The sequence below is a fragment of the Paenibacillus sp. NPDC058177 genome (assembly GCF_042883835.1).
Taxonomy (GTDB): Bacteria; Bacillota; Bacilli; order Paenibacillales; family Paenibacillaceae; genus Paenibacillus_AQ; species Paenibacillus_AQ agri.
Window position 1 is genome coordinate 40,660 of record NZ_JBHVVB010000011.1, and the last position, 21,732, is coordinate 62,391.

Below are 21,732 nucleotides of genomic sequence, written 5' to 3' on the forward strand. Positions count from 1 at the left end.
AATAGCCTCTTCCCTGTACCCGCTTGTCGTTCACCCGTCACATACTCTTGCTGCCGCTCCTGTGCCTTGATTTACTTATCTATATCAGCGGATGACCGATCCTCCGTATAGGAAACGATTCATCCAAGAAGCGCTTAAATTATCCACTCTAACCCCGCCGGAAGCAACGGAGTAGGTGTGCAGAACTTTGTTGTCGCCCAGATAGATGGCAACATGTGTAATTCTTTCAGTCAACTTATTAACACCGGCATAGGCCGATGCGGAATTCCCGCGGTAACTCATAAAGAACATCAGATCCCCGCGTTTTAATCCAGAGATATCCTTAACCACCGTGCTATTCTGCTTCACCCAATCCCCTTGCTGACGGGAATCTGCGGGCAGCTTCACAACACCTGCATCCATAAATATTTGGCGGATAAAATCGGAGCAATCGAAGGTATTCGTATTGCTGCGGCTGGAACCAAACTCGTATGGTGTTCCCAAATATCCCATACCTGCACTAATTACCCGTTCTATTGCATTGCCCGGATTGGGAACAACAGGAGCTGGCGTCGGTGCCGGTGCAGGCTTAGCTGGCGTACTGCCCGCGTTGTTCAGAGATATATACTGACTCCCCGAGCTGACATACCCGACATCACCACTAGCAGACTGTACTTTATAGAAATAACTGTTCGTCACTTCCAAAATGGAGACGATTTCACCCTTCTGCAAATACTTCAGCACATTGCTGTTTACAGATGGGGCGGTACGCAGACGAACACTGGATTCAATTTTGGCAGACTGTCCGGCAGAAGCCACAACCATAGATGAATGAAGCGATTCGGATTGGGCGGACGCCTGCTGAGGGCTGACAACCCCAAGCGTCAACGCAAGTGCAGCAGAAACCAATAATGTAGATGTAAGCTGTTTGTGTGACTTGATCATTCCGTTCCTCCGGTTAATTGAAGTAAGAACCAACAAGTGCGCGCGCTACATTTGTTGCTTTCTGCCCTCATTATAGGCTTGACCGGGATTAAGAACATGCCCCAAATTTCATAAATAAGTATGCCACTTTATGGTAAGATACAGGTCTATAGTCGCGATTCCTCCTTGGATTTGGTGGAAGATGGAATGTATTAGGTAAAGAGAATTCTCACCTAGGCTTTAGGTTCCAAATGACCTGCAAGCCCCCCACATTCACCATGAGACAATATCTTCATAAATATCTCCCAAATCCGCTGCTCCCCTACTGTTCTATTAACGTACGTAGAGAATTCCTTCAACGATTCTCGCCCTTGTAGCAGCAAATAAAAACCATTAGAATAAAGTGAAGGACTTGCTCCCAAGGAGGTTAACACAATGAGCGAAAACACCGAAAAAGGAAAAATCAATCTTGCCGATGCGATCCGCAAAAAGCTTGAGCAGAAGAAGCAGCAATCTTCCGCCAAGCCGGGATCTTCATTCCAGGCAGGTTCGGCCAAACCCTTAAAAAGCCAGAACAACAAAAAGCCTAACAATCAGCGCCGCCGTACTGGCGGGTCCTAGTGGATCCTGATCCCCTACCCGGTTCACGGGCAATGTCAAACAGCCCGGCCTGATTCAGGGGCAGGCACATAGGTTACAGCCAAACGGCTGCGTACTCCCTGCCGGGAGCATGCAGCCGTTTTTGCTGTTTCCAGAACTTCAAGAAAAGCAGCCTGTTCAATCCCGAGGGATCGAACAGGCTGCTTCGTCTTTAACACTCCCCGCAAGGAGGAGCACATTTATAATTAAACTTCTACAGGATACATGCGCTTGCGCAGTTCCTTGATTTCATCGCTCTCCAAATACTCGTCATAACTCATGGTGCGATCGATCACGCCAGCCGGTGTAATCTCAATGATCCGGTTAGCAATCGTCTGAATGAACTGATGGTCATGCGAAGTGAACAGGATCGTGCCGTCAAAGTCGATCAGCCCGTTGTTCAGTGCTGTGATGGATTCGAGATCCAAGTGGTTCGTAGGCTCGTCAAAGACCAGCACGTTCGCCCCGTTCAACATCATTTTCGCCAGCATACAGCGAACCTTCTCTCCCCCGGACAGCACGCTCGCTTTCTTCAGCGCTTCCTCTCCCGAGAACAGCATACGGCCCAAGAAGCCGCGAAGGAAGGTCTCATCCTGATCCTTGGAGTACTGGCGCAGCCATTCCACAAGGTTCATGTCTACACCATCAAAATAATTGGAGTTGTCTTTCGGGAAATACGCTTGAGTGGTGGTAACCCCCCAAGTGTATTCACCGGCATCCACTTCCTTCTCGCCCATAATTACATCGAACAGCAGCGATTTGGGTTGGGAATATGGACCTACGAAGGCAATTTTGTCGCCTTTGTTAACTACAATGCTAAGCTCATCCAACAGCTTCTCACCGTCAAGCGATTTAGACAATCCGCTGATGGTCAACAGCTGCTTGCCAGCTTCACGTTCCGGTTTGAAGTTCAGGAAAGGATATTTACGGTTAGAAGGACGGATGTCATCCAACGTAATCTTTTCCAGTTGCTTCTTCCGGGAGGTTGCTTGCTTGGACTTGGAAGCATTCGCCGAGAAACGCTGAATAAAGGCTTGAAGCTCCTTGATCTTGTCTTCCTTCTTCTTGTTGGCATCACGCTGCAAAGTCTGTGCCAACTGACTGCTCTCATACCAGAAGTCGTAGTTACCGACATACATCTGGATTTTACCGAAGTCGATATCCGCGATATGCGTACACACCTTGTTCAGGAAGTGACGGTCGTGAGATACCACGATTACGGTGCCTTCGTAGTCCATGAGGAAGTTCTCTAACCAGCCAATGGATTCCAGATCCAAGTGGTTGGTAGGCTCATCGAGCAGCAGGTTGTTCGGACGACCGAACAGGGCCTGCGCCAGGAGCACGCGAACCTTCTCATTGCCGCTAAGTTCGGCCATGTTCTTGTCATGCAATTCACGCATGATGCCCAGACCGATCAGCATTGCTGCCGCATCCGGCTCAGCATCCCAGCCGTTCAGCTCCGCAAATTCGCCTTCCAGCTCACCGGCACGCAGACCGTCAGCTTCCGAGAAATCGGACTTCGCGTAAAGGGCATCCTTCTCTTTCATAATCTCGTACAGGCGGGTGTGACCCATAATTACCGTCTCAAGCACCGGGAATTCATCGTACTCGAAATGGTTCTGTTTCAGGACGGCCAGACGCTCGCCGGGAGTGATATGCACATCCCCGGTGTTTGCTTCAATCTCGCCGGACAGAATTTTCAGAAAGGTAGACTTGCCGGCGCCATTCGCACCGATCAGACCATAGCAGTTACCAGGAGTGAATTTTATGTTTACATCTTCAAATAGTGCGCGTTTTCCGTAGCGGAGTGTTACGCCGCTTGTACTAATCATTAAGCATTACCATCCTTTTCACATAGGCTTCCGGCTCATTATAGCATAAAACCCATTATAATAACCCGTCAAAGTGGCGTATCAAGCGGGAAGTTTACACCAAAAATGCACTTTCGCACTCATTGCTCTACTGTCCGTGCTTCCGCCTCCACGACAAGCGTCTCTCCATAGCTGAGGACCCGCACCCGTTCCTGCGAAATACCATGACCCTTTCTTGCTTCCTCCATCCGATCCAGCGCCTCTCTGGCCGTATCGTCGGCGAGCCGGAAGGTGCCATAATGCATCGGAATCATCGTCTCCGCACCTACATCCAAAAAGGCCTGCATCGCTTCCTCCGGATTGACATGCTGTGAGGTCATGAACCACTCCGGCTCATAAGCACCGATTGGCATAAGGGCAATATGGATCTTGAAGCGCCTGCCAATCTCCTTGAATCCCGGGAAATAACCGCTATCCCCGGCAAAATACAGATTGGGGGGCAGCTCACGTCTCGTGCCGCCTTCAGAAGGATGTTTCTCCGGCTGCGCTGGCTCCAGAATGAATCCTCCCCAATGTGAGGTATTCGTGTCAAAAGGAGTACGCCGTGTCCAGTGCTGGGTGGGCACGAAGGACAGCTTGATGTTACCAATGGTGAGCTCCTGCCACCAGTGCATCTCCACACAGCTGCGGAATCCCTTACGGACCATCTTCCGCTTTAATCCCACGGGCACAACAATAGTCGTTCCGACGCCGTAGAGTTTGCGGATAGAAGCGATATGCAGATGATCATAATGAGAATGCGAGATGAGGATCATGTCGATCGGAGGCACATCCTGCAGACTCATGCCGGGTTCTCCCAGCCGTTTCTCAAAGCCCAGACGCCGGGCCCAGATCGGATCGGTAATAATGTTCATGCCTTCATATTGTATAAAAAAGGTAGAATGCCCAATCCAGGTGATACTGGTCTCCAGGCGGTTCTCCGCCAGATAGGACAATCTGGGGGGAACGTTCGGCACTACATAAGAATAATCCTTGATTTTCCGGCGGCGTTCTTCCCGCCATTGGCGAAATTCTTTAAGCTTCTTGTCGGTGCTGACGTTATCGATATTGTTGTAGCGAATTTTTTTAGCCATCTCAATCTCTCCTTCACAGGTTTGCCGGGCAAACTCCGTGGCAAGCGAATATATATTAACTATAGGTTTTGACAGACATATTTGCAAAATATCCAGTTTGCCGCACAAGCGTGCGCCCTTTTATCGGAAGAATCGCTTGTCGGACTTTTCATGGCCCGGGCCTGATTCTATTCATTTTACCCATTCCTGCTATAGACTAAGCTTGCCCTGAAAGGTTGACAGGCTTTGTGTTCAGCGGCGGAAATGATGTAAAATGTGGACAGGACATAATCCATTTTAGGGGGAGCTACGTATGAAGATTACTTTTATTGAACCGACGCCAAGTCCAAATACGATGAAGCTTCATTTGGACGAAAGTCTCGAAGCGGGCATCCGCAGAACCTATACGCCGGAAAGCCAGCGTTCCGCCCCGTCCTGGGCGCGGGAAATGCTGACCATTCCCGGTGTGACCAGCATCTATCATGCCGCAGACTTTGCCGCGCTGGAGCGCAAGGGCAGTGCCGACTGGGCAGCGATTCTCCGGGAGGTTCAGTCCCGCTTCGGGAGCGGCGAAGGCTTGACCGACGACTGGAGTCTAACCGACGAGAACGCCGGGGCCCACTTCGGAGAAGCCCAAGTATTCGTGCAAATGTTCCGCGGCATTCCGATACAAATCCGCGTCAAGACCGGCGCGAACGAAGAGCGCATTGGCTTGGCCTCCCGCTTCACCGAAGCGGTCACCGCTGTAGCCAGCGCCGTGATGATCAAGGAGCGCAAGCTCACGGATTACGGCGTCCGCTACGGTGAGCCCGCCGATATCGCGCGCGAGGTGGAGCAGGAACTGGAAGCAGCGTACCCGCAGGAACGCCTGGACTCCCTCATCCAGCAGGCCATCGCACACGGGACTGCGGACGAATTCGTCGAGCAGCGGGCCGACAAGGACAGAGAGGAACTGCTGCAAGACCTGAAGAATGAAGACTGGCGCGTCCGCTACGCCGCGCTGGAGGCCCTGGCGCCAACGCCGGAGCTGCTTCCGGAGCTGGGCGCAGCACTGCATGATCCCAAGCTGCATATTCGCAGGCTTGCGGTTGTCTACTTAGGCGACCTGCGCACGCCAGAAGCGATGGAGCTGCTCTATGCAGCGATGAAGGACAGCTCCCCTGCCGTACGGCGTACGGCAGGGGATACTCTGTCCGACATCGGCGACCCCGCCGCCACGCCTGTCATGACAGTCGCGCTGACTGACACTAGCAAGCTGGTCCGCTGGCGTGCTGCCCGGTTCCTCTATGAGGTCGGAACCGCAGAGGCGCAGGATGCGCTGATCCTGGCGGCAGAGGACCCTGAGTTTGAGGTGGGCTTGCAAGCGCGCATGGCGCTGGAGCGCATCGCTTCCGGCGAGGAAGCGGCCGGAACGGTCTGGCAGCAAATGTCGGAGCGCCGCCGCACTTAAGGCCCAGGCTTCCGTATTTTGTCATTGCTCGCTGCTGGAAGATGATCTATACTGATTGCTGTTGTGTTTATAAACGAATGAAGTAGTAAAGATAGCCTCATCATACCTAGGATGAGGTAGAGGTCGCGGATAGGAAGAGTACGCACGTAGAGACGTTGAAGAGCCGTCGATGACACGCCGCCGAAAGGAATATCCGCCGAAGCCTGTGCTGCCGCTCTAACTGTGGCGCAGGCTGGGACCGTTTCCGAAAGGAACGGAACTGTCACGGGGCATTTTCCTATTGCATAGGGAATGCACTGTGTTGCGCTATCTTCTCAGGGAGTATGATGCGGAAGCTGTCTATCCAGAAACCGCAGCGAACGTCTGCGGTTTCTTTGCGTTCATAATTTGACGCAGATGCCCCGTTACCCGGTGCATGGCCTTCACACTCCCCGTTCATGAACAGAAACATGAGAATAGAAGGAGTGTTTATTTCATGCAAGAAACAAGTCATCCTCAGACTGGGAGCGGCCCTGCAACCGAACTGAAGAAGTCATTCAAGGCCAGACATCTCACGATGATTGCGCTGGGCGGGTCAATCGGAACAGGACTATTCCTCGCCAGTGGCGGTGCCATTGCCGCCTCGGGTCCAGGGGGTGCGCTGCTCGCCTATAGTGCTGTGGGGATCATGGTTTATTTTCTAATGACCAGCCTGGGTGAGCTGGCTACGTACCTGCCTACTTCCGGATCCTTTAGCACATATGGCACCCGTTTTATCAGTCCTGCCTTCGGTTTCGCTATCGGCTGGAACTTCTGGTACAACTGGGCGGTGACGATCGCCGCAGAGCTGTCCGCCGCCACCGTTATCATTAAATACTGGTTCCCGGACAGCCCGTCCGTGCTGTGGAGCCTCGTATTCCTGCTGTTGATGTTCGGCCTGAACTTCCTGTCTTCACGGGGCTACGGAGAATCAGAATACTGGTTCGCTATTATTAAAATTATTACTGTCGTTGTCTTTCTGGCTGTTGGCGTACTCATGATTTTTGGCATCATGGGCGGTGACGGAACCGTGGTCGGCTTCAGCAACTTCCAGCTCGGAGGCACCTCCTTCCATGGCGGATTCTTCGCCTTTGTCGGAGTCTTTATGGCAGCCGGATTCTCTTTTCAGGGGACTGAGCTTGTCGGCGTTGCCGCAGGTGAGAGTGAAAATCCGCGCCGCAATGTGCCGCTGGCGATCCGTCAAGTATTCTGGCGTATCCTGATCTTCTATATCCTGGCCATCTTCGTCATCGGGATGCTGATCCCGTATACGAATCCTGATCTGCTTCGTGGCGGGATCGATGATATCGGCGTCAGCCCGTTCACGATTGTCTTCAATAAGGCAGGCCTCGCCATCGCCGCTTCGGTCATGAATGCTGTCATCCTCAGCTCCGTATTATCGGCGGGGAACTCGGGAATGTACGCTTCCACCCGCGTCTTGTACGCCATGGCTAAAGATGGTATGGCCCCGCGTGCGCTGGGCAAGCTCAATCGGCGTGGTGTACCTGTAGGTGCCCTGTTGGTAACCACTGCTGTCGGGATGCTGGCCTTCCTTGCTTCCTTTTTCGGTGATGGTGCCGTCTATAACTGGCTGCTGAATGCCTCCGGGATGTGTGGATTCATCAACTGGCTCGGCATTGCCGTCTGCCATTATCGTTTCCGGCGCGCCTTCGTCGCTCAGGGGCATTCTCTCGATGAGCTGCCTTATCGTGCAAAATGGTTCCCATTCGGACCACTCTTCGCCTTTGTACTATGCATGATCGCAATTCTGGGTCAGAACATGGGCGCCTTCACAGGTGGACATATCGACTGGTATGGCATTCTCGTCTCTTACATCAGCTTGCCGCTGTTCCTGTTGATCTGGGTCGGCTACCGCTGGTTCCGTAAGAGTGCCATCGTGCCGCTGGATCAATGCGACCTCAGCACAGAGGCCAAGTAGATTCCAAGCGTCAGCCCAAGCAGCGCACGGGATTGAGAATATAAAGGGATAAGAACATAAGGGAATAAGAAGATAAGAGAATAAGAAGATAAGGGAATAAGAAGATAAGGGAATAAGAAGATAAGGGAATAAGAAGATATTAAAAAGGAAGAGGCTCAAGCGCCTCTTCCTTTTTTTTGTAGCTAAATACATATGCACTTTTCTTTTAACAATGACGAAATACTTCAGAACTACCCCACTCTTCTTCATGGCCCTGTCCATTTCTAAATGATTCTGTGACCAATACCGACGAGGGTCTATTTCTTATACAAGGCTACTTCCAAACCACATACACTCTAAGATCACCGGTATTGTCGAACTTGCTGCTAGTGTAAGAAGGATCGCTCAATCCCAACGCATACAGCACTTGAAGATCATTTGTAAGCGACTTGGAACTGCCCCGGTAACGGAACAACAACGATTGCTCCCCGGTTGCTACTGCCTTCTCAGCCAGCGACTTCAGATCGGATACCGAACGGATGATTCGTCCTTCATCATACAGTTCATAGTGAAGCTCTTGCTGCAGTTTTTCGTATACAGCGACTTTCGGTCCGCCCTGACTAACCAGCTCCGCAAGCGTCTTGTGGTATCCCTTAGTTGCTGCCGGATAAGGCTTGGTCCAGGTATGGTCGCGACGCATCTGTGCATCCGTCCTCATATAATAGTTGTGGCTAGCCACACCGGCCTGATCGGGTGTCGGATCATCCCAGGTGGTGTCCAGGTGGTACCAATGTCCATCAAGCTGGACCAGATTCCAGGCATGCGACAGGGTGGATCCTCCCTCCGGTTTAGCGGTCCCCTCTACAATTTTATTGGGGATACCAGCCCCTTTTAGCAGCTTGTAGGTAAGTAACGAATAGCCCTGGCAAACTGCACTACGGTTCTGAAGCGCTTCATAGGCGGTATAACGGGTGTAGGAGGTATCATATTTCAGGTACAGCACCACCCAGTCATGGATCGCCTTCACCTTCTCATGATTGTTCATTCCCGGTTTGATGATCTCCTTAAGCACAGCTGCCACCTGTTTATTGACATATGCGGTCTGCTGCAAGGTTTCACGGTATTTGACCTGTACGGTAACATTAGCGGAATGGCTGCTTCCCCGGTAGGTAAAGCCGTAGCTGTCCACAATATAATATAGGTAAGGATCGCTGCCCATCGCCTGATCAAGCGCAGTTTGTATCCCATTTTTCAGATTAGAGGTCTTGCCTTCGTAAGTAAACGTAATGGTCTCTCTCCGATTGTTCATTGCGCCCGTTAGTCTCTCGGCCATTTGAGCTATCGACCCAAGCGCAGCAGGCTTGTCAGCCGCGTAGGCATAATCCCAGCCCCAATAAATCGCCGGAGGTATGGCTGCAGCAATGATGATCCCGCCGAGAACAGCCTTTCCCAATGTAAAACGAATCTTCCTCATACTATTTTTCTGCCTCCCGCGCCTCATTACTTGCATACCTTTAATTTTAAATAGAGCACGTACGCAATTCAATAGCCTGATTATATATTAAATGCCGGAAACTCCGTTTCCACGACTGCAATCTTCACGATGTGCACAAAGGATTATTCAACCCTTGCTTCTCATTATCAACTTAAGCGTTCAAAGGATCAAGCAGATAGTTTTAGACTAGTTGGTCTTGTCCTCAATCGCATGGATTGCACCGTCGATCAGGAGATGAACAGCAACGTTGTGTACGTGGTATAGTTACTATAATATTCTAATTCCTTATATAAGTTGGAGGTGTCTCTTGGGCAGAAGGAAATGGATTCAGGTGTTCTCCCTCACGTTAATGATTCTTATCTGTGCTACTGTCTATGTCTCACTGACCGGACTTCCACAAAAGAAAAGCGAGGCGGCTAATGAAGTAAAGGCATACCTCATTCATACAAGAGCTTATTCCACGGAGGATATTCAGGAGATCAGAGGCGTATATAGCTTTAAATCAGGTGATTATCAAGCAGAGGTACGATATAAGGATGAGCCTAATGTGAATTATGTTTATGAAAAAAAAGCAGGCACTTTCCTGCTCATTGGGACCTCAAATTTGCATGGAAAACATATGGATGAAACATTTTATTAAGTACAAAGTGCTTCCGTCGATTGTTGCAAGCGAAAGCCAGTCGATCAGGGGCGTCACCTTGTCTATACCGCTTAACAAGAATACCGAAATCCCAAGGTGTTTGTTCGCGGAGCGTCAGCGCCAAGTGCTAACATACATCTACTTCAAGGCAAGGGTAGGTCCAAGTGCCATTCCGTCAATAAAAATAGCTCTATCTCCTCTATCTCCTCTATTTCCCTCTACCTCTTCTATTTCCTCTACCTCCTCAATTAAGAGCATTTTTGTACCTTATATTTCTAAAATAGAGATAAATAAGTGAAATAGCGGCATTATTGTATCTTATTTTCGTAAAAAGTACGCTGATAGGTTATTTGTGGAAAATTAACGTACAATATTGCACTTATTTTCCACCTCCCTTTGAATACTGACAATTTAAGGTACAAAAATGCCGTTAATTACACTTCGGAAATAAGATCTAAATTGCGAACTGCCGATTTCGAGCTACGAATGATGCGTTACCAGCCACGACGTAGAAGCCACCAACCCTAATCATCAACTCACCAACAACCAACCACAAACCACCAATCACCGCCCACCAACCATCAATCATCAATCATCAATCATCAACCATCAATCATCAACCACCACGGTTCATCCCATTAGGGCGGATCATGCAAAAAGAGAATGTCCCTCTGCCTGTGGCTACTAGGACATTCTCTTCGTTTTATTTGGTCAACTAGAGCGACATAAACTACTTAAAATACTAACTGTCATTCTTATTAACTCAAAATCTAGTTAGTAACTGTTTACTGATTGGCCTTTTTATAGCCGTTTTATTTTACCTGTTAGATCTTATTATTTCCGATATGCAGCCAGGCTGCGGTTTAGCTCGCGGGTCTGCCCGTACACTTCCTGATAGAGGCTGAACAACCCGTCATACGTTTCGACTTGCTGCGGCTGTGGCGTATACACCTCTGCCCGGCGGATGAAGGCATCAGCACATTCAGCAAGTGAAGCGAACCAGCCGCTGCCGTAAGCAGCCAGCATTGCTGCCCCCATCGCCGGACCTTGCTCGCTCTCCAGCTTCACGATATCGGCACCGAAGATGTCTGCCTGCATTTGCAGCCATGTCTCATTCTTCGCTCCACCGCCAATTGCAATAACCTCGGTAATTACTTTACCAGACTCCCGGACAATCTCAATGGACTCGCGCAGCGAGAAGGTAATACCTTCAAGCACTGCACGCGTAAAATGATCCAGCGTATGACCGGAATCCATTCCGATAAAGCTGCCTCGAATGGTCGCATCAGGATGCGGAGTCCGTTCTCCGACAAGGTAAGGCGTGAACAGCAGCCCCCCGCTTCCTGCCGGTATGGAGGCTATCCCTTGCAGCAATTCGTCGAAGCTTTGGTCCGCGGCAAAAGTTTCCTTGAACCAAGTAAGGCTGTGACCCGCCGCAAGAGTGACGCCCATAATGTAGTAGGCATCCTTCTCCCCATGGTTGAAGAAATGTACCTTGCCCTCCAAGTTCAAATCCTTGTTGCTCTCATAGGAGAGAACAACCCCGGAGGTCCCGATGCTGCACATGGTCTTGCCCTCACCCAGAACGCCTGCCCCTAATGCACCACAGGCATTGTCCGCGCCTCCGGCAAATACTTTCGTGGAGGGCAGAAGTCCGCAGGCTGCAGCACTCCCGGGCAGCAAAGTGCCGGTCAGGTCGAAGGATTCGACCAGTTCAGGACAAAGCGACAACGGCAGACCGAAGGCTCCGGCGATGTCGGCGCTCCATTCTTTAGCTCCCACATCCAGCAGAAGCGTTCCGGCGGCGTCGGAATAGTCCATCGCATAATTTCCCGTCAGCCGGTACCGCACATAGTCCTTCGGCAGCAAGAATAGGCTGGCCTGTGACAGCACCTCCGGTTCATGGCTCTGTACCCAGAGCAGCTTCGGCAGAGTAAAACCTTCCAACGCGCGGTTTCTCGCAATCTCGGTCAGCTTCGCGCCCAGCGTTGCTTCAATCTTACGGCACTCGGCCGTAGTCCGGGTATCATTCCACAGAATGGCCGGACGTAGTACCTGACCTGTAGCATCCACCAGAACCAGGCCATGCATTTGTCCCGAGAAGCTAAGCCCATCTACCGCAGAAGGGTCTATCCCCGACTTCTCTATTAACCGGCGTAGACTACTAAACGTCCCCTGCACCCAATCCTCGGGATTCTGCTCACTCCAGCCGGGTTCGGGCCGGCTTAGCGGGTAAGCTTCCGAATGCTCACAAACCACCGTCCCCTGCGGGTTGACCAGAACGGTCTTGACTGCGCTGGTCCCGAGGTCGACACCAATTACATATCTCATCATAATCCCCCTAGTTTGCTGTTAGGCAAGTCTATTCTTCCAGAGTACGGTATAAAAAGAGGCTGCCGAAGAATGCCCTCTTCAGCAACCTCCGTTGCGATCTAGCTTGTGCAACCTGTGTCATGAAATGCAGCTCCGGTTACATCTGCACCTTTTTACCCAAACTTATCCGTGCTTATGGCTACCTTCTACCAGAAGGACACCATTTACCTTACAAGACAAGTTCAAGACTCCCCAGCTCAGCTTTGTCCGTACTGCCTACTCCGCCAAAATATATTGGTTCAGGGTCGCCTTAAGCAGTTCCTGACGGCCCGACTCGTTGCGACGCGGGTTCTCATTGTTCAGCGCGTATTCCGCCAGCGAAGCCAAAGTAGCTTTGCCCGAAATAATATCAGCGCCGACGCCTTCCTTAAAGCTACTATAACGCTTGTCGATAAAGTCATCAAACACGCGGTCCTCGATCAGCTTGGCGGCTACCTTCAGCCCCTTGGCATACGTGTCCATACCGGCAATATGTGCCAGGAACAGATCCTCCGGCTCGAAGGAAGGACGGCGGACCTTCGCATCAAAATTAATACCGCCACGGCCCAAGCCACCATTTTTCAATACCTCATATAAAGTCAGCGTAGCGTCATAAATATTAACCGGGAATTCATCGGTATCCCAGCCCAGCAAGGTATCCCCTTGGTTCGCGTCCAGCGATCCCAACATGCCATTGACGCGGGCTACGCGCAGCTCATGCTCGAAGGTATGTCCAGCCAGTGTAGCGTGATTAGCTTCCAGGTTGAGTTTGAAATGCTTGTCGAGGCCATATTTCTGCAAGAAAGAAATACTCGTCGCCGCATCGTAATCATATTGATGCTTGGTAGGCTCCTTCGGCTTAGGTTCAATCAGGAACTGGGCGTCAAAGCCGATCTCTTTGGCATAATCGACAGCCAGACCGAACAGGCGCGCAATATTATCCAATTCAAGACCGAGGTCTGTATTTAGCAACGTCTCGTAGCCTTCACGTCCGCCCCAGAAGACATAGTTCTCAGCCCCGAGCCGCTTGCCGATCTCAAGCCCCTTTTTCACTTGGGCCGCTGCATGTGCAAAAACATCTGCGTTGCAGGTAGAACCTGCGCCGTGCATATAACGCGGGTTGGTGAACATATTGGCTGTGTTCCAGAGCAGCTTTTTGCCAGAAGTCTTCATGCCCTGCTCGATCCGCTCTACAATGATATCCAGATTGCTATAGAATTCCCGCAAGGAAGACCCTTCCGGTGCGATGTCCACATCGTGGAAACAGAAGTACGGCAGGTTCATTTTCTCCAAAAATTCAAATGCTGCCTCTACCCGTGCCTTCGCTTTATCCAGACCGTTCAATTTGTCCCAGCTCCGCACAGCAGTCTCTGCACCGAACGGATCGGAACCTCCAGCAGTCAATGTGTGCCAATATGCCATGGCAAACCGCAGGTGCTCCTCCATCGTTTTGCCGGCTACGATTTCCTCAGGATTATAGAATTTGAATGCATAAGGGTTGGTGGAACGGCTGCCTTCATAGGTGATCTTATTCACGGTTTCAAAATAGGCCATTGTGTAATCCTCCTCATCAATTATGCTCGCCCGCAAGCGTTTACAGCATCATATTAACACACCTTTCAGACTTTGTATATTGGTTAAACAAAGTTTTTATTTTGCTGCTTCTCCCACCCTATGCTAACCTTTCGAACTACATTTATCGCTTCCCTTACCCGGGGGTAAGTGGTGGAAGTTGCATTTTGCTGACTATCGTTTTAGACTAAATGGCATGTTATTCGTGGGAACGTTCTTAAGAAGGAAGTGTGATTCGTGAAGGTAACCGGTGACCAGGCGTTGGTCAAAAAGATAAATAAATCGATTGTACTCCATACCATTCGCAAGCATTCCCCCATCTCCCGGGCCAAGGTCTCGGAAATGACCGGGCTCAATAAAGCGACCGTATCCAATCTGGTAGCAGAGCTGTGCAACGAGCAGCTAGTTACGGAAGCCGGACCGGGGATTTCCAGCGGCGGCCGCAAGCCGCTGATCCTGCACTTCAACAGCATGGCTGGCAGCGTTGTTGGTATTGAGCTGGGTGTCAAACAGATCACGGCGGTGCTCTGTGATCTGGGTGGAGGAATCCTGGCAGAGATTCATACCCCCTTGGACAACCACCATCTGCCGCATGTGCTTGGCGAGATGAAGGGGATGATCGCCAGCCTGATCGCCAAAGCGCCCGACACTCCTTACGGGATCGTAGGCATCGGCACCGGAGTCCCCGGTATGGTTGACGAGAATGGCGTAGTCCTGTTTGCACCCAACCTGGGTTGGGAAATGGTAGAGCTGCGGGATTTGCTGGAGGAGGAGTTTGGCGTTCCGGTCACTGTCGACAATGAAGCCAATGCAGGCGCACAAGGAGAGCTGAACTTCGGCGTAGCACGGGATATCCGGCACCTGCTCTATATCAGTGCCGGAGCGGGGATCGGGTCCGGGATTATTATCGGCGGCGAGCTGTACAAGGGCGCACGGGGCTATGCCGGGGAGACTGGACATATGTCCATCGAGGCGGACGGTCAGCCGTGCAGCTGCGGCAATCGCGGCTGCTGGGAATTATATGCTTCGGAGAAAACCTATGATCAGCCTGATCTCCACCTCCCGGCGCGAACTACACCGGAGCTGGTCCGGTACGCGGAGATCGGCCAGGAAGATGCGCTACGCCATTTCAATGTCATGGGCGAAGCGCTGGGCATTGGATTGACCAACGTAATCAACAGCTTCAACCCGGAGCTTATTGTTATCGGGGGAACATTATCTGTGGCCCGTGACTGGCTGATCGAGCCGTTGCAACGTGTAGTAGCGGAGCGAACACTGCCTTATCACAAGCAGCAGCTCCAGATTGTATTCTCTGAGCTGGGCAGCCGTGGAGCCATGATTGGCGCCGCTTTTGCCGCTGTCATGCATTTTCTCGGAGACACACGTGTAACGCTGTAGGAGATCCTTTGCTACCTTTTCAGGCAAGAAGCGCGAACGGCATCCGAAACGAAAATCACAGCTGTAAAATGACGTAAAATCGCCTATTTTTTTTGGTCTCAGGTGCAGTAAAAACAACTTCAATCCTATATAATGAAGGGTACGCGGTGTGATATTTATCACCATCACCCTTTTTTCTGAAATGGAGAGAGCGTCTATGACCTATGTGGATACGTCTGATATCTCGGCACAAATGTTCATCACTGTACTGCTATTTTTGCTCATTATCGCGCCTTTAGTCAGTCTCGGTGTGTTGCGCCTGTTCCAGTCCAGAAAAAAATCCGGATTCATGCTGATCGGCAGCGGTGTTGCCGTATACGTGGTTTTTCAGATGATTATGGTTTTGGTCTAACAACTAGAAGAATTAATGAAGCCCATTAACTTTTAATAGGGTAAAGAAATATGCTGCGTCTGCTCCATCAACTAGCGTTTCATTGCCCGCAAAAAAGCCGCCTCCATAACGGAAGCGGCTTTTTCTCCGGCCAAATGGCCCATCTATTATAAAGTTGCCAAGGCCTTGTCAAATTGGAGCTTGTTCATGCCTACGATTTTGAAATCGCCAATTACAGTTACAGGCACGGCTCTCATCCCCATATCCCAGACCTGCTGAGCAAAATCATCATTCTGCTCGATGTTGCGCTCCTCATAGGAAATGCCTTTCTCGCCGAGGAAGCTTTTTACCTGACGGCAATGCGGACAGTTGGTGGATGTGTACACAATTACGTTTTCCATCGTATGATCTCCTCCTGTTCAATATGGGGCGACAGCCCTCTTTTGTAGCAAATATAACATCATCTATTGTAGCACCGCAGTGCGTAATGTACCAAGTTACAGAATTACTGCGCTGTGCTCCAGACTCTCGATGTATTTCTCAGCATCCATAGCTGCCATACAACCACTGCCCGCTGCTGTAATGGCTTGTCTGTAGCGAGTATCCTGCACATCGCCGCAAGCGAATACGCCCGGGATGTTTGTTTCGGAAGTACCAGGATTAGTCACGATATAGCCGTTGCTATCCGTAGTAATCTGTCCGCCGAGGAATGCTGTATTGGGGTGGTGGCCAATCGCCACGAACACGCCGCTAGCTTCGATGATCTCTTCTTGTCCGGTCTCATTGTTCAGAACTTTCAATCCGTTCACGCCATTGTCACCAGAGGTTACTTCCAGCGGATTACGGTTCAAAGCCCACTCTACTTTAGCGTTAGCGCGGACACGGTCCTGCATGATTTTGGAGGCACGCAGCTCATTCCGGCGATGCACCAAAGTTACTTTCGAGGCAAAACGGGTCAGGAAGCCAGCTTCCTCCAGCGCGGAGTCACCGCCGCCGACAACCACGATCTCTTTACCACGGAAAAAGAATCCGTCGCAAGTAGCGCATGTGCTCACGCCGCGTCCAACATTATCCTGTTCTCCAGGAATGCCGAGGTATTTGGCTGTTGCACCAGTGGACAGAATCAGGGTATCCGTCTCCAGAACGCCCATACCTTCCACGTTCAGCTTGAATGGACGCTCGCCCAGTTCCACGCTGTTCACCCATCCAGTGCGGAATTCTGCACCGAAACGTTCAGCCTGCTTACGCATATTGTCCATAAGATCCGGACCCATAATTCCTTCCGGGAATCCCGGGAAGTTCTCTACTTCAGTAGTTGTAGTTAATTGTCCGCCCGGTTGCGGTCCTTCGATAACCAGTGGGTTCAGGTTGGCACGGGCCAGATAAATTGCAGCAGTCAATCCGGCAGGTCCAGTACCCACGATAATAGATTTATACATGACTATATCCTCCTTATGACGGACGGCATTAGCGTCAGTTCTTATTTAAAATAATTATAATGTAGTACTTATTATGATAAAAGAAAAGGAATCTGTCAATATGCCAGACTCCTCCCTCGCGGACTATTTTGTGAACAATTCAATTTCTAGAAATTAATAGGCTGAACAAGGCGCTTCTATGTTATTTTTACAAGTTCAATTTAGGGCCAAATGCCAAATGCCACCATCAGCGCAGCAACCGCAGTCCGTTCAGAATAACCAGAATGGTGCTGCCTTCATGGCCCACGACGCCGAGCGGAAGGGCGATGCCCTGAATCAAGTTGCTGATAACCAGTGTGGCGATTACCGTTACAGCAAAAATCATGTTCTGCTTCACAATGCGCTGTGAACGCCGGGCCAAAGCAATTGTCGATGCAATCTCTTCGATATTATCGTTCATCAGAACGACATCGGCAATCTCCAGCGCAGCCCCGCTGCCCTTCATGCCCATCCCAAGACCCACCGTTGCCGTTGCCAGTGCAGGCGCATCATTCACACCATCACCGACCATGACCACATGTCCGTATTGTTCACGTAATGCCTTAACATGAGCCACTTTATCCTCTGGCAGCAGATCCGCAAAAATCAGGTCCACTCCCGTCTTCGCCCCGATAGCCTCAGCCGTAGCGGCCCGGTCTCCAGTGAGCATCGCCACTTTGATCCCAAGCTGTTGCAACTTCTGAACCGCTGCCTCCGCTTGTGGACGCAAGGAATCCTGCAATGCGATCATTCCCGCGATCTGCTCCCCGTCCATAATTAGCGACACCGTCTTGCCTTCGCCCTCTAGCCCGCGGCGTGCAGACATCCATGCTTCCATATCAGCGCTGGCCGGGGATGAAGACAGCTCATCCAACAGATTGGACTTGCCGATTCGCCAGCTTTTTCCGTCAACTGTCCCTTCAATGCCCCATCCCGTCAAGGATTTACTATCCTGTACACTCCGCAGCACCAATCCTGCTTCCTCCGCCTTGCGAACAATCGCCTCCGCCAACGGATGGCGGGACATATTCTCGATCGAGGCACTAACCATCAGCAGTTCTCGCTCGTCATATCCCTCTGCAGCAATGAAATCCGTCACCTGTGGCACGCCTTCGGTCAATGTCCCCGTCTTGTCAAAAGCAACAACAGCGGTCCGGGCCATATTCTCCAAATGTAGTCCGCCCTTGAACAGGATACCTTTGCGTGCGCTTTTGGAAATGGCCGACAGCATTGCAGGCATAATAGAGGATACCAATGCACATGGTGAAGCCACAACCAGGAACACCATAGCCTTGTAAAAAGTATCGCTCCAGCTCCAATCAAGCAAAAACGGAGGAGCCAGCATCAGAACCAGGGTTGTTCCTACAACCACCCGGGCATACACCGCCTCCAGACGTTTAATGAAACGCTGCGAGTCCGGCACTTCGGTCTCGGCTTCTTCTACCATTTTGATGATTCTGGCAAAAAGAGTGTTCCCCGCAGCTTTGGTCACTTCAATATACAGCGGGCCTTCCCCGTTTACCGTACCGGCAAACACTTCATGTCCGGAAGACTTCTCTACAGGCAGTGACTCTCCTGTAATAGAGGATTGATCGACAGCCGATTCCCCCCGGCAGACCAGACCGTCGGCAGGGATCAGTTCACCAGGGCGAACCAGCAGCAGATCGCCAATGGAAAGCTGCTCAATATCCACCTCGTTCATAGCGCCCTGCTCAATCCGTACCGCAGTGGCTGGCTTCAAGGCCATGAGTGAGGAAATGTCCTTTTTGCTGCGCTCCATCGTATAGCTCTCCAGCGCGCCACTTAGGGCGAAGATAAAGATCAGCATCGCCCCTTCATTCCAGTATCCAATGGTTGCAGCACCCAGCGCCGCAGCAATCATCAGCAAGTTGACGTCGAGGTCGCGTTCCTTGATCAGTGTCTCCACGCCCTCCTTGGCCTTAATCCAGCCGCCGAGAGTATATGAGATTACGTAAAGAACAATGGACAGAATCTGAGACCAGCCGCCTACTGCCCAAGCCAGCAGCATGATCAGCCCGCTGCCCAGCGCAGCTTGCATTTCTGTGTTGCTCAGTATGGCCCGGGGATCGAACCTCCGGGGCTGTGGTGCACCGGGTGGCTTTGCACCTCGAGATAAAGCCCCTTCGCGGGGTAAATGTTTAGTTGCTTGCATAGTAATCACCTTCCTGTAAAGTTTTGTGAAGCATAAGCTTCCTGTGTCCCTTCGCAACAAAACTTGCTTCGGGAGCATATGCTTAGTTTTGTGGAGCTGTACTTTCTGGTGTTCCCTTCGCAGCAAAACTTGCTTCGGGAGCATATGCTTAGTTTTGTGGAGCTGTGCTTCTTGGACTTCCCTTCGCAGCAATACTCGCTTCGGGAGCGTATGCTTAGTTCTGTGGAGCTGTACTTCCTGGTGTTCCCTTCACAACAAAACTTGCTTCAGGAGCGTATGCTTAGTTTTGTGGAGATGTACTTCCTGGTGTTCCCTTCGCAGCAAAACTTGCTTCGGGAGCGTATGCTTAGTTTTGTGGAGATGTACTTCCTGTGTTCCTTCGCAACAAAACTGGCTTCGGGAGCGTATGCTTAGTTTTGTGGAGCTGTACTTCCTGGTGTTCCCTTCGCAGCAAAACTCGCTTCGGGAGCGTATGCTTAGTTCTGTGGAGCTGTACTTCTGGATTTCCCTTCGCAGCAAAACTTGCTTCGGGAGCTTACGCCTGCCTCTCACTGAGAATGAGAGCCATTCTTATGACCCCTAAAATGACACATGCTGCCCCGGCTTAGCCGGGACAGCATGTTAAAAAGAATATGAAATTGTATTCAGGTTGTCATTCTGCCATAAGCCGTGATGAGAGCACCATTGAGAACGATAATCATTGTTGCAAAAGTGCAAATATATTTCCTCGGTGCAACTTAAGGTCATAATACTCCTTTCCACTCAATATGTAAAGCGCTAGATAAGCCTAACAAAAGAAATTCACAAAAAGCGAAGGTAAGCGAACGTGAGCAAACGTGGAAGTGTAGCTGTAGGCGCAAAGCGCTCGCCTGGAAGCTTTCCATGGGAGAGCTAGCACCGGGTCATAGGCTATCGACAGATTTCAACCACCAGACGCAGTATTCTCCCCTTCATCAGTTGTCTTAAGTAGTCTTAAGTCCTCTTAATAGTGAAAAGAGAGGGCATCTCCCCAACTAACGGCATTTTTGTACCTTATTTTTCTTTAATATAGCTAAAATAGTTAAATAAGGGCATTTTTGTACCTTATTTTTCGAAAAAGCACGCTGGATGGGGGATTGTGGAAGATTTAAGGTACAATATTGCACTTAATCTCCAATAACCCTTAGCTGCGGAGGATTTAAGGTACAAAAATGCCGTTAATTACACGTCGATGCTTCTTCTTATGTAGGCACTCTTATTTCTTGGCTATGTTTGTTTTTTTAATGCGTTCTACTTTAGATGCGCCTATTTTTATGTAGGCGTTATTGTACTATTGAACGCAAAAAAAGCAGGTCCACGGTGCCCGGACCTGCTCTTGCTCTGCTACAGCCCGCCTCCGGCAGCTGTATCCATGTTCTCCTGCCGCGCGATCCACGTCAGGCAGGCCGCCCGCAGCAGCGCCTCGGTCCGCTGACCGGCGCTGCAAAAGATCCCGCTGAGGCCGATCTCATACAGATCGGCCAAGGCCGGCGCCGCCGCAGCTCCGGCGGCGAACACCACAGCCGCCGGCCGCACGCGGCGCACGGCGGCCAGGACCTGGCCCGCCGCGGCGACGAAGTCTTGCGCGGCGTCCTCTTCCGGCGCGGCTTCGCCCGCCGCGCCGTCAAGCACAAGGAAATCGGCGATACGCGCGATTTCCCCGGCGGCGGCACGCTCGGCATCGGGGGCGATTAGCGCCCCGATGCGGCAGGCCGCCGCAAAAGCGTGGCCGAGTGTCTGATCGGCCACTTCCTCGATGAATTCGCGCTGTGCCGCGAATTCGGCCGCGCTGGCGGGTGATGGCGCCAGCAGATCCAGGCGGCATTCGCCGCCCTGGCGCTGCCGCTCCGCCACCGCAGCGAACAGCGCTTCCAGCTGCGCATCCTGAAGCGCAGCCAGCCGGGACCGCCGTCCCGCAAGCTCCGGCGGGGACAACAGGGTGACGACGGCCCAGTCGCCGTCCGGAGACTCCAGCAGCTCGGCGGCTTCGGCCCGCAGCCGATAATAGATGCGCTGGAGCGCACGATCCGCAGCAGGACCATCCTCACTAGCCAGCCAGCTGTCATATAGGCTGGCCAGCTCCGGGCCCTGCAGCCATTCCTCGCTGCGGATCAGGCAAGGCCCTGCAGGTATGGCCCCGCCCTCCGGACGCGGGGCCGGGCGGTCGTTCCGACCGTCACGCAGCACCAGAAAAGAGGGCTGCAAGCCGGTACGCTTGAAATACGTGCGGTTCAGCGGCAACGCCGCTTCTCTGCGCACACTGCTTACTTCAGGTTCTGCAGGTGATGGAACTGCGGAACCCTTTGGAGTCAGGTCCGCTTCTCGAACCTGCTCATCTGCACTATTCATTAACGGGCGCTCCTCATTCTTTTGGATTTGATCCTGCTGCTGACGTTCACCCTTCAT

18 protein-coding genes and 1 riboswitch are annotated in these 21,732 nt (G+C 51.5%); of the genes, 7 read left to right on the forward strand and 11 right to left on the reverse strand.

Translation table 11 applies throughout. The annotated features are described in order from the left end of the window. Nucleotides 1-84 precede the first annotated feature (84 nt). Nucleotides 85-924 (reverse strand): C40 family peptidase, encoded by an 840-nt coding sequence (locus ACFVU8_RS28215; RefSeq protein WP_387431863.1) that lies wholly within the window; start codon nucleotides 922-924, stop codon nucleotides 85-87. Nucleotides 925-1,338: 414 nt separating this feature from the next. On the opposite strand from ACFVU8_RS28215, the gene ACFVU8_RS28220 reads away from it, so the two are divergent. Next, nucleotides 1,339-1,524 carry a hypothetical protein gene (locus ACFVU8_RS28220; RefSeq protein ID WP_175371737.1) on the forward strand — a complete coding sequence of 62 codons (186 nt, stop codon included), beginning with the start codon at nucleotides 1,339-1,341 and terminating at the stop codon, nucleotides 1,522-1,524. A gap of 35 nt (nucleotides 1,525-1,559) precedes the next feature. On the opposite strand, the gene ACFVU8_RS28225 is transcribed toward ACFVU8_RS28220, so the two are convergent. The 3 genes from ACFVU8_RS28225 to ACFVU8_RS28235 form a co-directional block, all read right to left on the reverse strand. Then, the gene (locus tag ACFVU8_RS28225; RefSeq protein WP_387431865.1) at nucleotides 1,560-1,721 is read right to left on the reverse strand and encodes a hypothetical protein; all 162 of its coding nucleotides are present in this window, start codon (nucleotides 1,719-1,721) and stop codon (nucleotides 1,560-1,562) included. 27 nt (nucleotides 1,722-1,748) lie between these two features. Further along, nucleotides 1,749-3,374, reverse strand: coding sequence for an ABC-F family ATP-binding cassette domain-containing protein (locus ACFVU8_RS28230; RefSeq protein ID WP_379469066.1), 1,626 nt, complete (start codon nucleotides 3,372-3,374; stop codon nucleotides 1,749-1,751). Between the two features lie 119 nt (nucleotides 3,375-3,493). After that, complete coding sequence (locus tag ACFVU8_RS28235; RefSeq protein ID WP_387431868.1) at nucleotides 3,494-4,486, reverse strand: MBL fold metallo-hydrolase; 993 nt, start codon at nucleotides 4,484-4,486, stop codon at nucleotides 3,494-3,496. Nucleotides 4,487-4,778: 292 nt separating this feature from the next. Here ACFVU8_RS28235 and ACFVU8_RS28240 point away from each other — a divergent pair, with 292 nt between their 5' ends. Continuing rightward, complete coding sequence (locus tag ACFVU8_RS28240; protein ID WP_379469062.1) at nucleotides 4,779-5,915, forward strand: virulence factor; 1,137 nt, start codon at nucleotides 4,779-4,781, stop codon at nucleotides 5,913-5,915. A gap of 109 nt (nucleotides 5,916-6,024) precedes the next feature. After that, nucleotides 6,025-6,232, forward strand: a riboswitch (Lysine riboswitch). Nucleotides 6,233-6,390: 158 nt separating this feature from the next. Continuing rightward, nucleotides 6,391-7,872, forward strand: coding sequence for an amino acid permease (locus tag ACFVU8_RS28245; RefSeq protein WP_387431870.1), 1,482 nt, complete (start codon nucleotides 6,391-6,393; stop codon nucleotides 7,870-7,872). 313 nt (nucleotides 7,873-8,185) lie between these two features. Here the strand turns inward: ACFVU8_RS28245 and ACFVU8_RS28250 are convergent, their stop codons facing one another. Continuing rightward, complete coding sequence (locus tag ACFVU8_RS28250; protein ID WP_387431873.1) at nucleotides 8,186-9,325, reverse strand: transglutaminase domain-containing protein; 1,140 nt, start codon at nucleotides 9,323-9,325, stop codon at nucleotides 8,186-8,188. 328 nt (nucleotides 9,326-9,653) lie between these two features. On the opposite strand from ACFVU8_RS28250, the gene ACFVU8_RS28255 reads away from it, so the two are divergent. Beyond that, entirely contained in the window at nucleotides 9,654-9,986 is a 333-nt protein-coding gene (locus tag ACFVU8_RS28255) for a DUF3139 domain-containing protein (protein ID WP_387431875.1), read from the forward strand. 834 nt (nucleotides 9,987-10,820) lie between these two features. Here the strand turns inward: ACFVU8_RS28255 and xylB are convergent. Both xylB and xylA read right to left on the reverse strand, forming a co-directional pair. Next, entirely contained in the window at nucleotides 10,821-12,317 is a 1,497-nt protein-coding gene (gene xylB, locus ACFVU8_RS28260) for a xylulokinase (RefSeq protein WP_387432022.1), read from the reverse strand. A 258-nt stretch (nucleotides 12,318-12,575) separates the two neighbouring features. Then, the gene (xylA, locus tag ACFVU8_RS28265) at nucleotides 12,576-13,892 is read right to left on the reverse strand and encodes a xylose isomerase (protein WP_387431878.1); all 1,317 of its coding nucleotides are present in this window, start codon (nucleotides 13,890-13,892) and stop codon (nucleotides 12,576-12,578) included. A gap of 255 nt (nucleotides 13,893-14,147) precedes the next feature. Between xylA and ACFVU8_RS28270 the strand changes: the two genes are divergently transcribed. Next, nucleotides 14,148-15,308 carry an ROK family protein gene (locus ACFVU8_RS28270; RefSeq protein ID WP_387431880.1) on the forward strand — a complete coding sequence of 387 codons (1,161 nt, stop codon included), beginning with the start codon at nucleotides 14,148-14,150 and terminating at the stop codon, nucleotides 15,306-15,308. 196 nt (nucleotides 15,309-15,504) lie between these two features. Next, nucleotides 15,505-15,699: a hypothetical protein gene (locus tag ACFVU8_RS28275; protein ID WP_066365961.1), complete on the forward strand. Its 195-nt coding sequence runs from the start codon at nucleotides 15,505-15,507 to the stop codon at nucleotides 15,697-15,699. Between the two features lie 146 nt (nucleotides 15,700-15,845). Here ACFVU8_RS28275 and ACFVU8_RS28280 read toward each other — a convergent pair whose 3' ends face one another. The 3 genes from ACFVU8_RS28280 to ACFVU8_RS28290 all read right to left on the reverse strand — a co-directional run bounded on the left by ACFVU8_RS28280 (nucleotide 15,846) and on the right by ACFVU8_RS28290 (nucleotide 19,308). Further along, a complete protein-coding gene (locus ACFVU8_RS28280; protein WP_066365963.1) occupies nucleotides 15,846-16,079 on the reverse strand; it encodes a glutaredoxin family protein in 234 nt (77 codons plus the stop codon). Nucleotides 16,080-16,175: 96 nt separating this feature from the next. Beyond that, a complete protein-coding gene (gene trxB / locus ACFVU8_RS28285; RefSeq protein ID WP_387431883.1) occupies nucleotides 16,176-17,117 on the reverse strand; it encodes a thioredoxin-disulfide reductase in 942 nt (313 codons plus the stop codon). 226 nt (nucleotides 17,118-17,343) lie between these two features. Then, nucleotides 17,344-19,308: a heavy metal translocating P-type ATPase gene (locus ACFVU8_RS28290; protein WP_387431885.1), complete on the reverse strand. Its 1,965-nt coding sequence runs from the start codon at nucleotides 19,306-19,308 to the stop codon at nucleotides 17,344-17,346. 78 nt (nucleotides 19,309-19,386) lie between these two features. Between ACFVU8_RS28290 and ACFVU8_RS28295 the strand changes: the two genes are divergently transcribed. After that, complete coding sequence (locus ACFVU8_RS28295) at nucleotides 19,387-19,722, forward strand: hypothetical protein (RefSeq protein WP_387431887.1); 336 nt, start codon at nucleotides 19,387-19,389, stop codon at nucleotides 19,720-19,722. A 948-nt stretch (nucleotides 19,723-20,670) separates the two neighbouring features. On the opposite strand, the gene ACFVU8_RS28300 is transcribed toward ACFVU8_RS28295, so the two are convergent. Continuing rightward, complete coding sequence (locus ACFVU8_RS28300; RefSeq protein ID WP_387431889.1) at nucleotides 20,671-21,732, reverse strand: hypothetical protein; 1,062 nt, start codon at nucleotides 21,730-21,732, stop codon at nucleotides 20,671-20,673.

Excerpts from the sequence above, each read along its gene's own strand:
- ACFVU8_RS28215 (WP_387431863.1), bottom strand. The coding sequence starts at position 924 with ATGATCAAGTCACACAAACAGCTTACATCTACATTATTGGTTTCTGCT.
- ACFVU8_RS28220 (WP_175371737.1), top strand. The coding sequence starts at position 1,339 with ATGAGCGAAAACACCGAAAAAGGAAAAATCAATCTTGCCGATGCGATC.
- ACFVU8_RS28230 (WP_379469066.1), bottom strand. The coding sequence starts at position 3,374 with ATGATTAGTACAAGCGGCGTAACACTCCGCTACGGAAAACGCGCACTA.
- ACFVU8_RS28235 (WP_387431868.1), bottom strand. The coding sequence starts at position 4,486 with ATGGCTAAAAAAATTCGCTACAACAATATCGATAACGTCAGCACCGAC.
- ACFVU8_RS28240 (WP_379469062.1), top strand. The coding sequence starts at position 4,779 with ATGAAGATTACTTTTATTGAACCGACGCCAAGTCCAAATACGATGAAG.
- ACFVU8_RS28245 (WP_387431870.1), top strand. The coding sequence starts at position 6,391 with ATGCAAGAAACAAGTCATCCTCAGACTGGGAGCGGCCCTGCAACCGAA.
- ACFVU8_RS28250 (WP_387431873.1), bottom strand. The coding sequence starts at position 9,325 with ATGAGGAAGATTCGTTTTACATTGGGAAAGGCTGTTCTCGGCGGGATC.
- xylB (WP_387432022.1), bottom strand. The coding sequence starts at position 12,317 with ATGAGATATGTAATTGGTGTCGACCTCGGGACCAGCGCAGTCAAGACC.
- xylA (WP_387431878.1), bottom strand. The coding sequence starts at position 13,892 with ATGGCCTATTTTGAAACCGTGAATAAGATCACCTATGAAGGCAGCCGT.
- ACFVU8_RS28275 (WP_066365961.1), top strand. The coding sequence starts at position 15,505 with ATGACCTATGTGGATACGTCTGATATCTCGGCACAAATGTTCATCACT.
- ACFVU8_RS28280 (WP_066365963.1), bottom strand. The coding sequence starts at position 16,079 with ATGGAAAACGTAATTGTGTACACATCCACCAACTGTCCGCATTGCCGT.
- trxB (WP_387431883.1), bottom strand. The coding sequence starts at position 17,117 with ATGTATAAATCTATTATCGTGGGTACTGGACCTGCCGGATTGACTGCT.
- ACFVU8_RS28290 (WP_387431885.1), bottom strand. The coding sequence starts at position 19,308 with ATGCAAGCAACTAAACATTTACCCCGCGAAGGGGCTTTATCTCGAGGT.
- ACFVU8_RS28295 (WP_387431887.1), top strand. The coding sequence starts at position 19,387 with ATGCTTAGTTTTGTGGAGCTGTACTTTCTGGTGTTCCCTTCGCAGCAA.
- ACFVU8_RS28300 (WP_387431889.1), bottom strand. The coding sequence starts at position 21,732 with ATGAAGGGTGAACGTCAGCAGCAGGATCAAATCCAAAAGAATGAGGAG.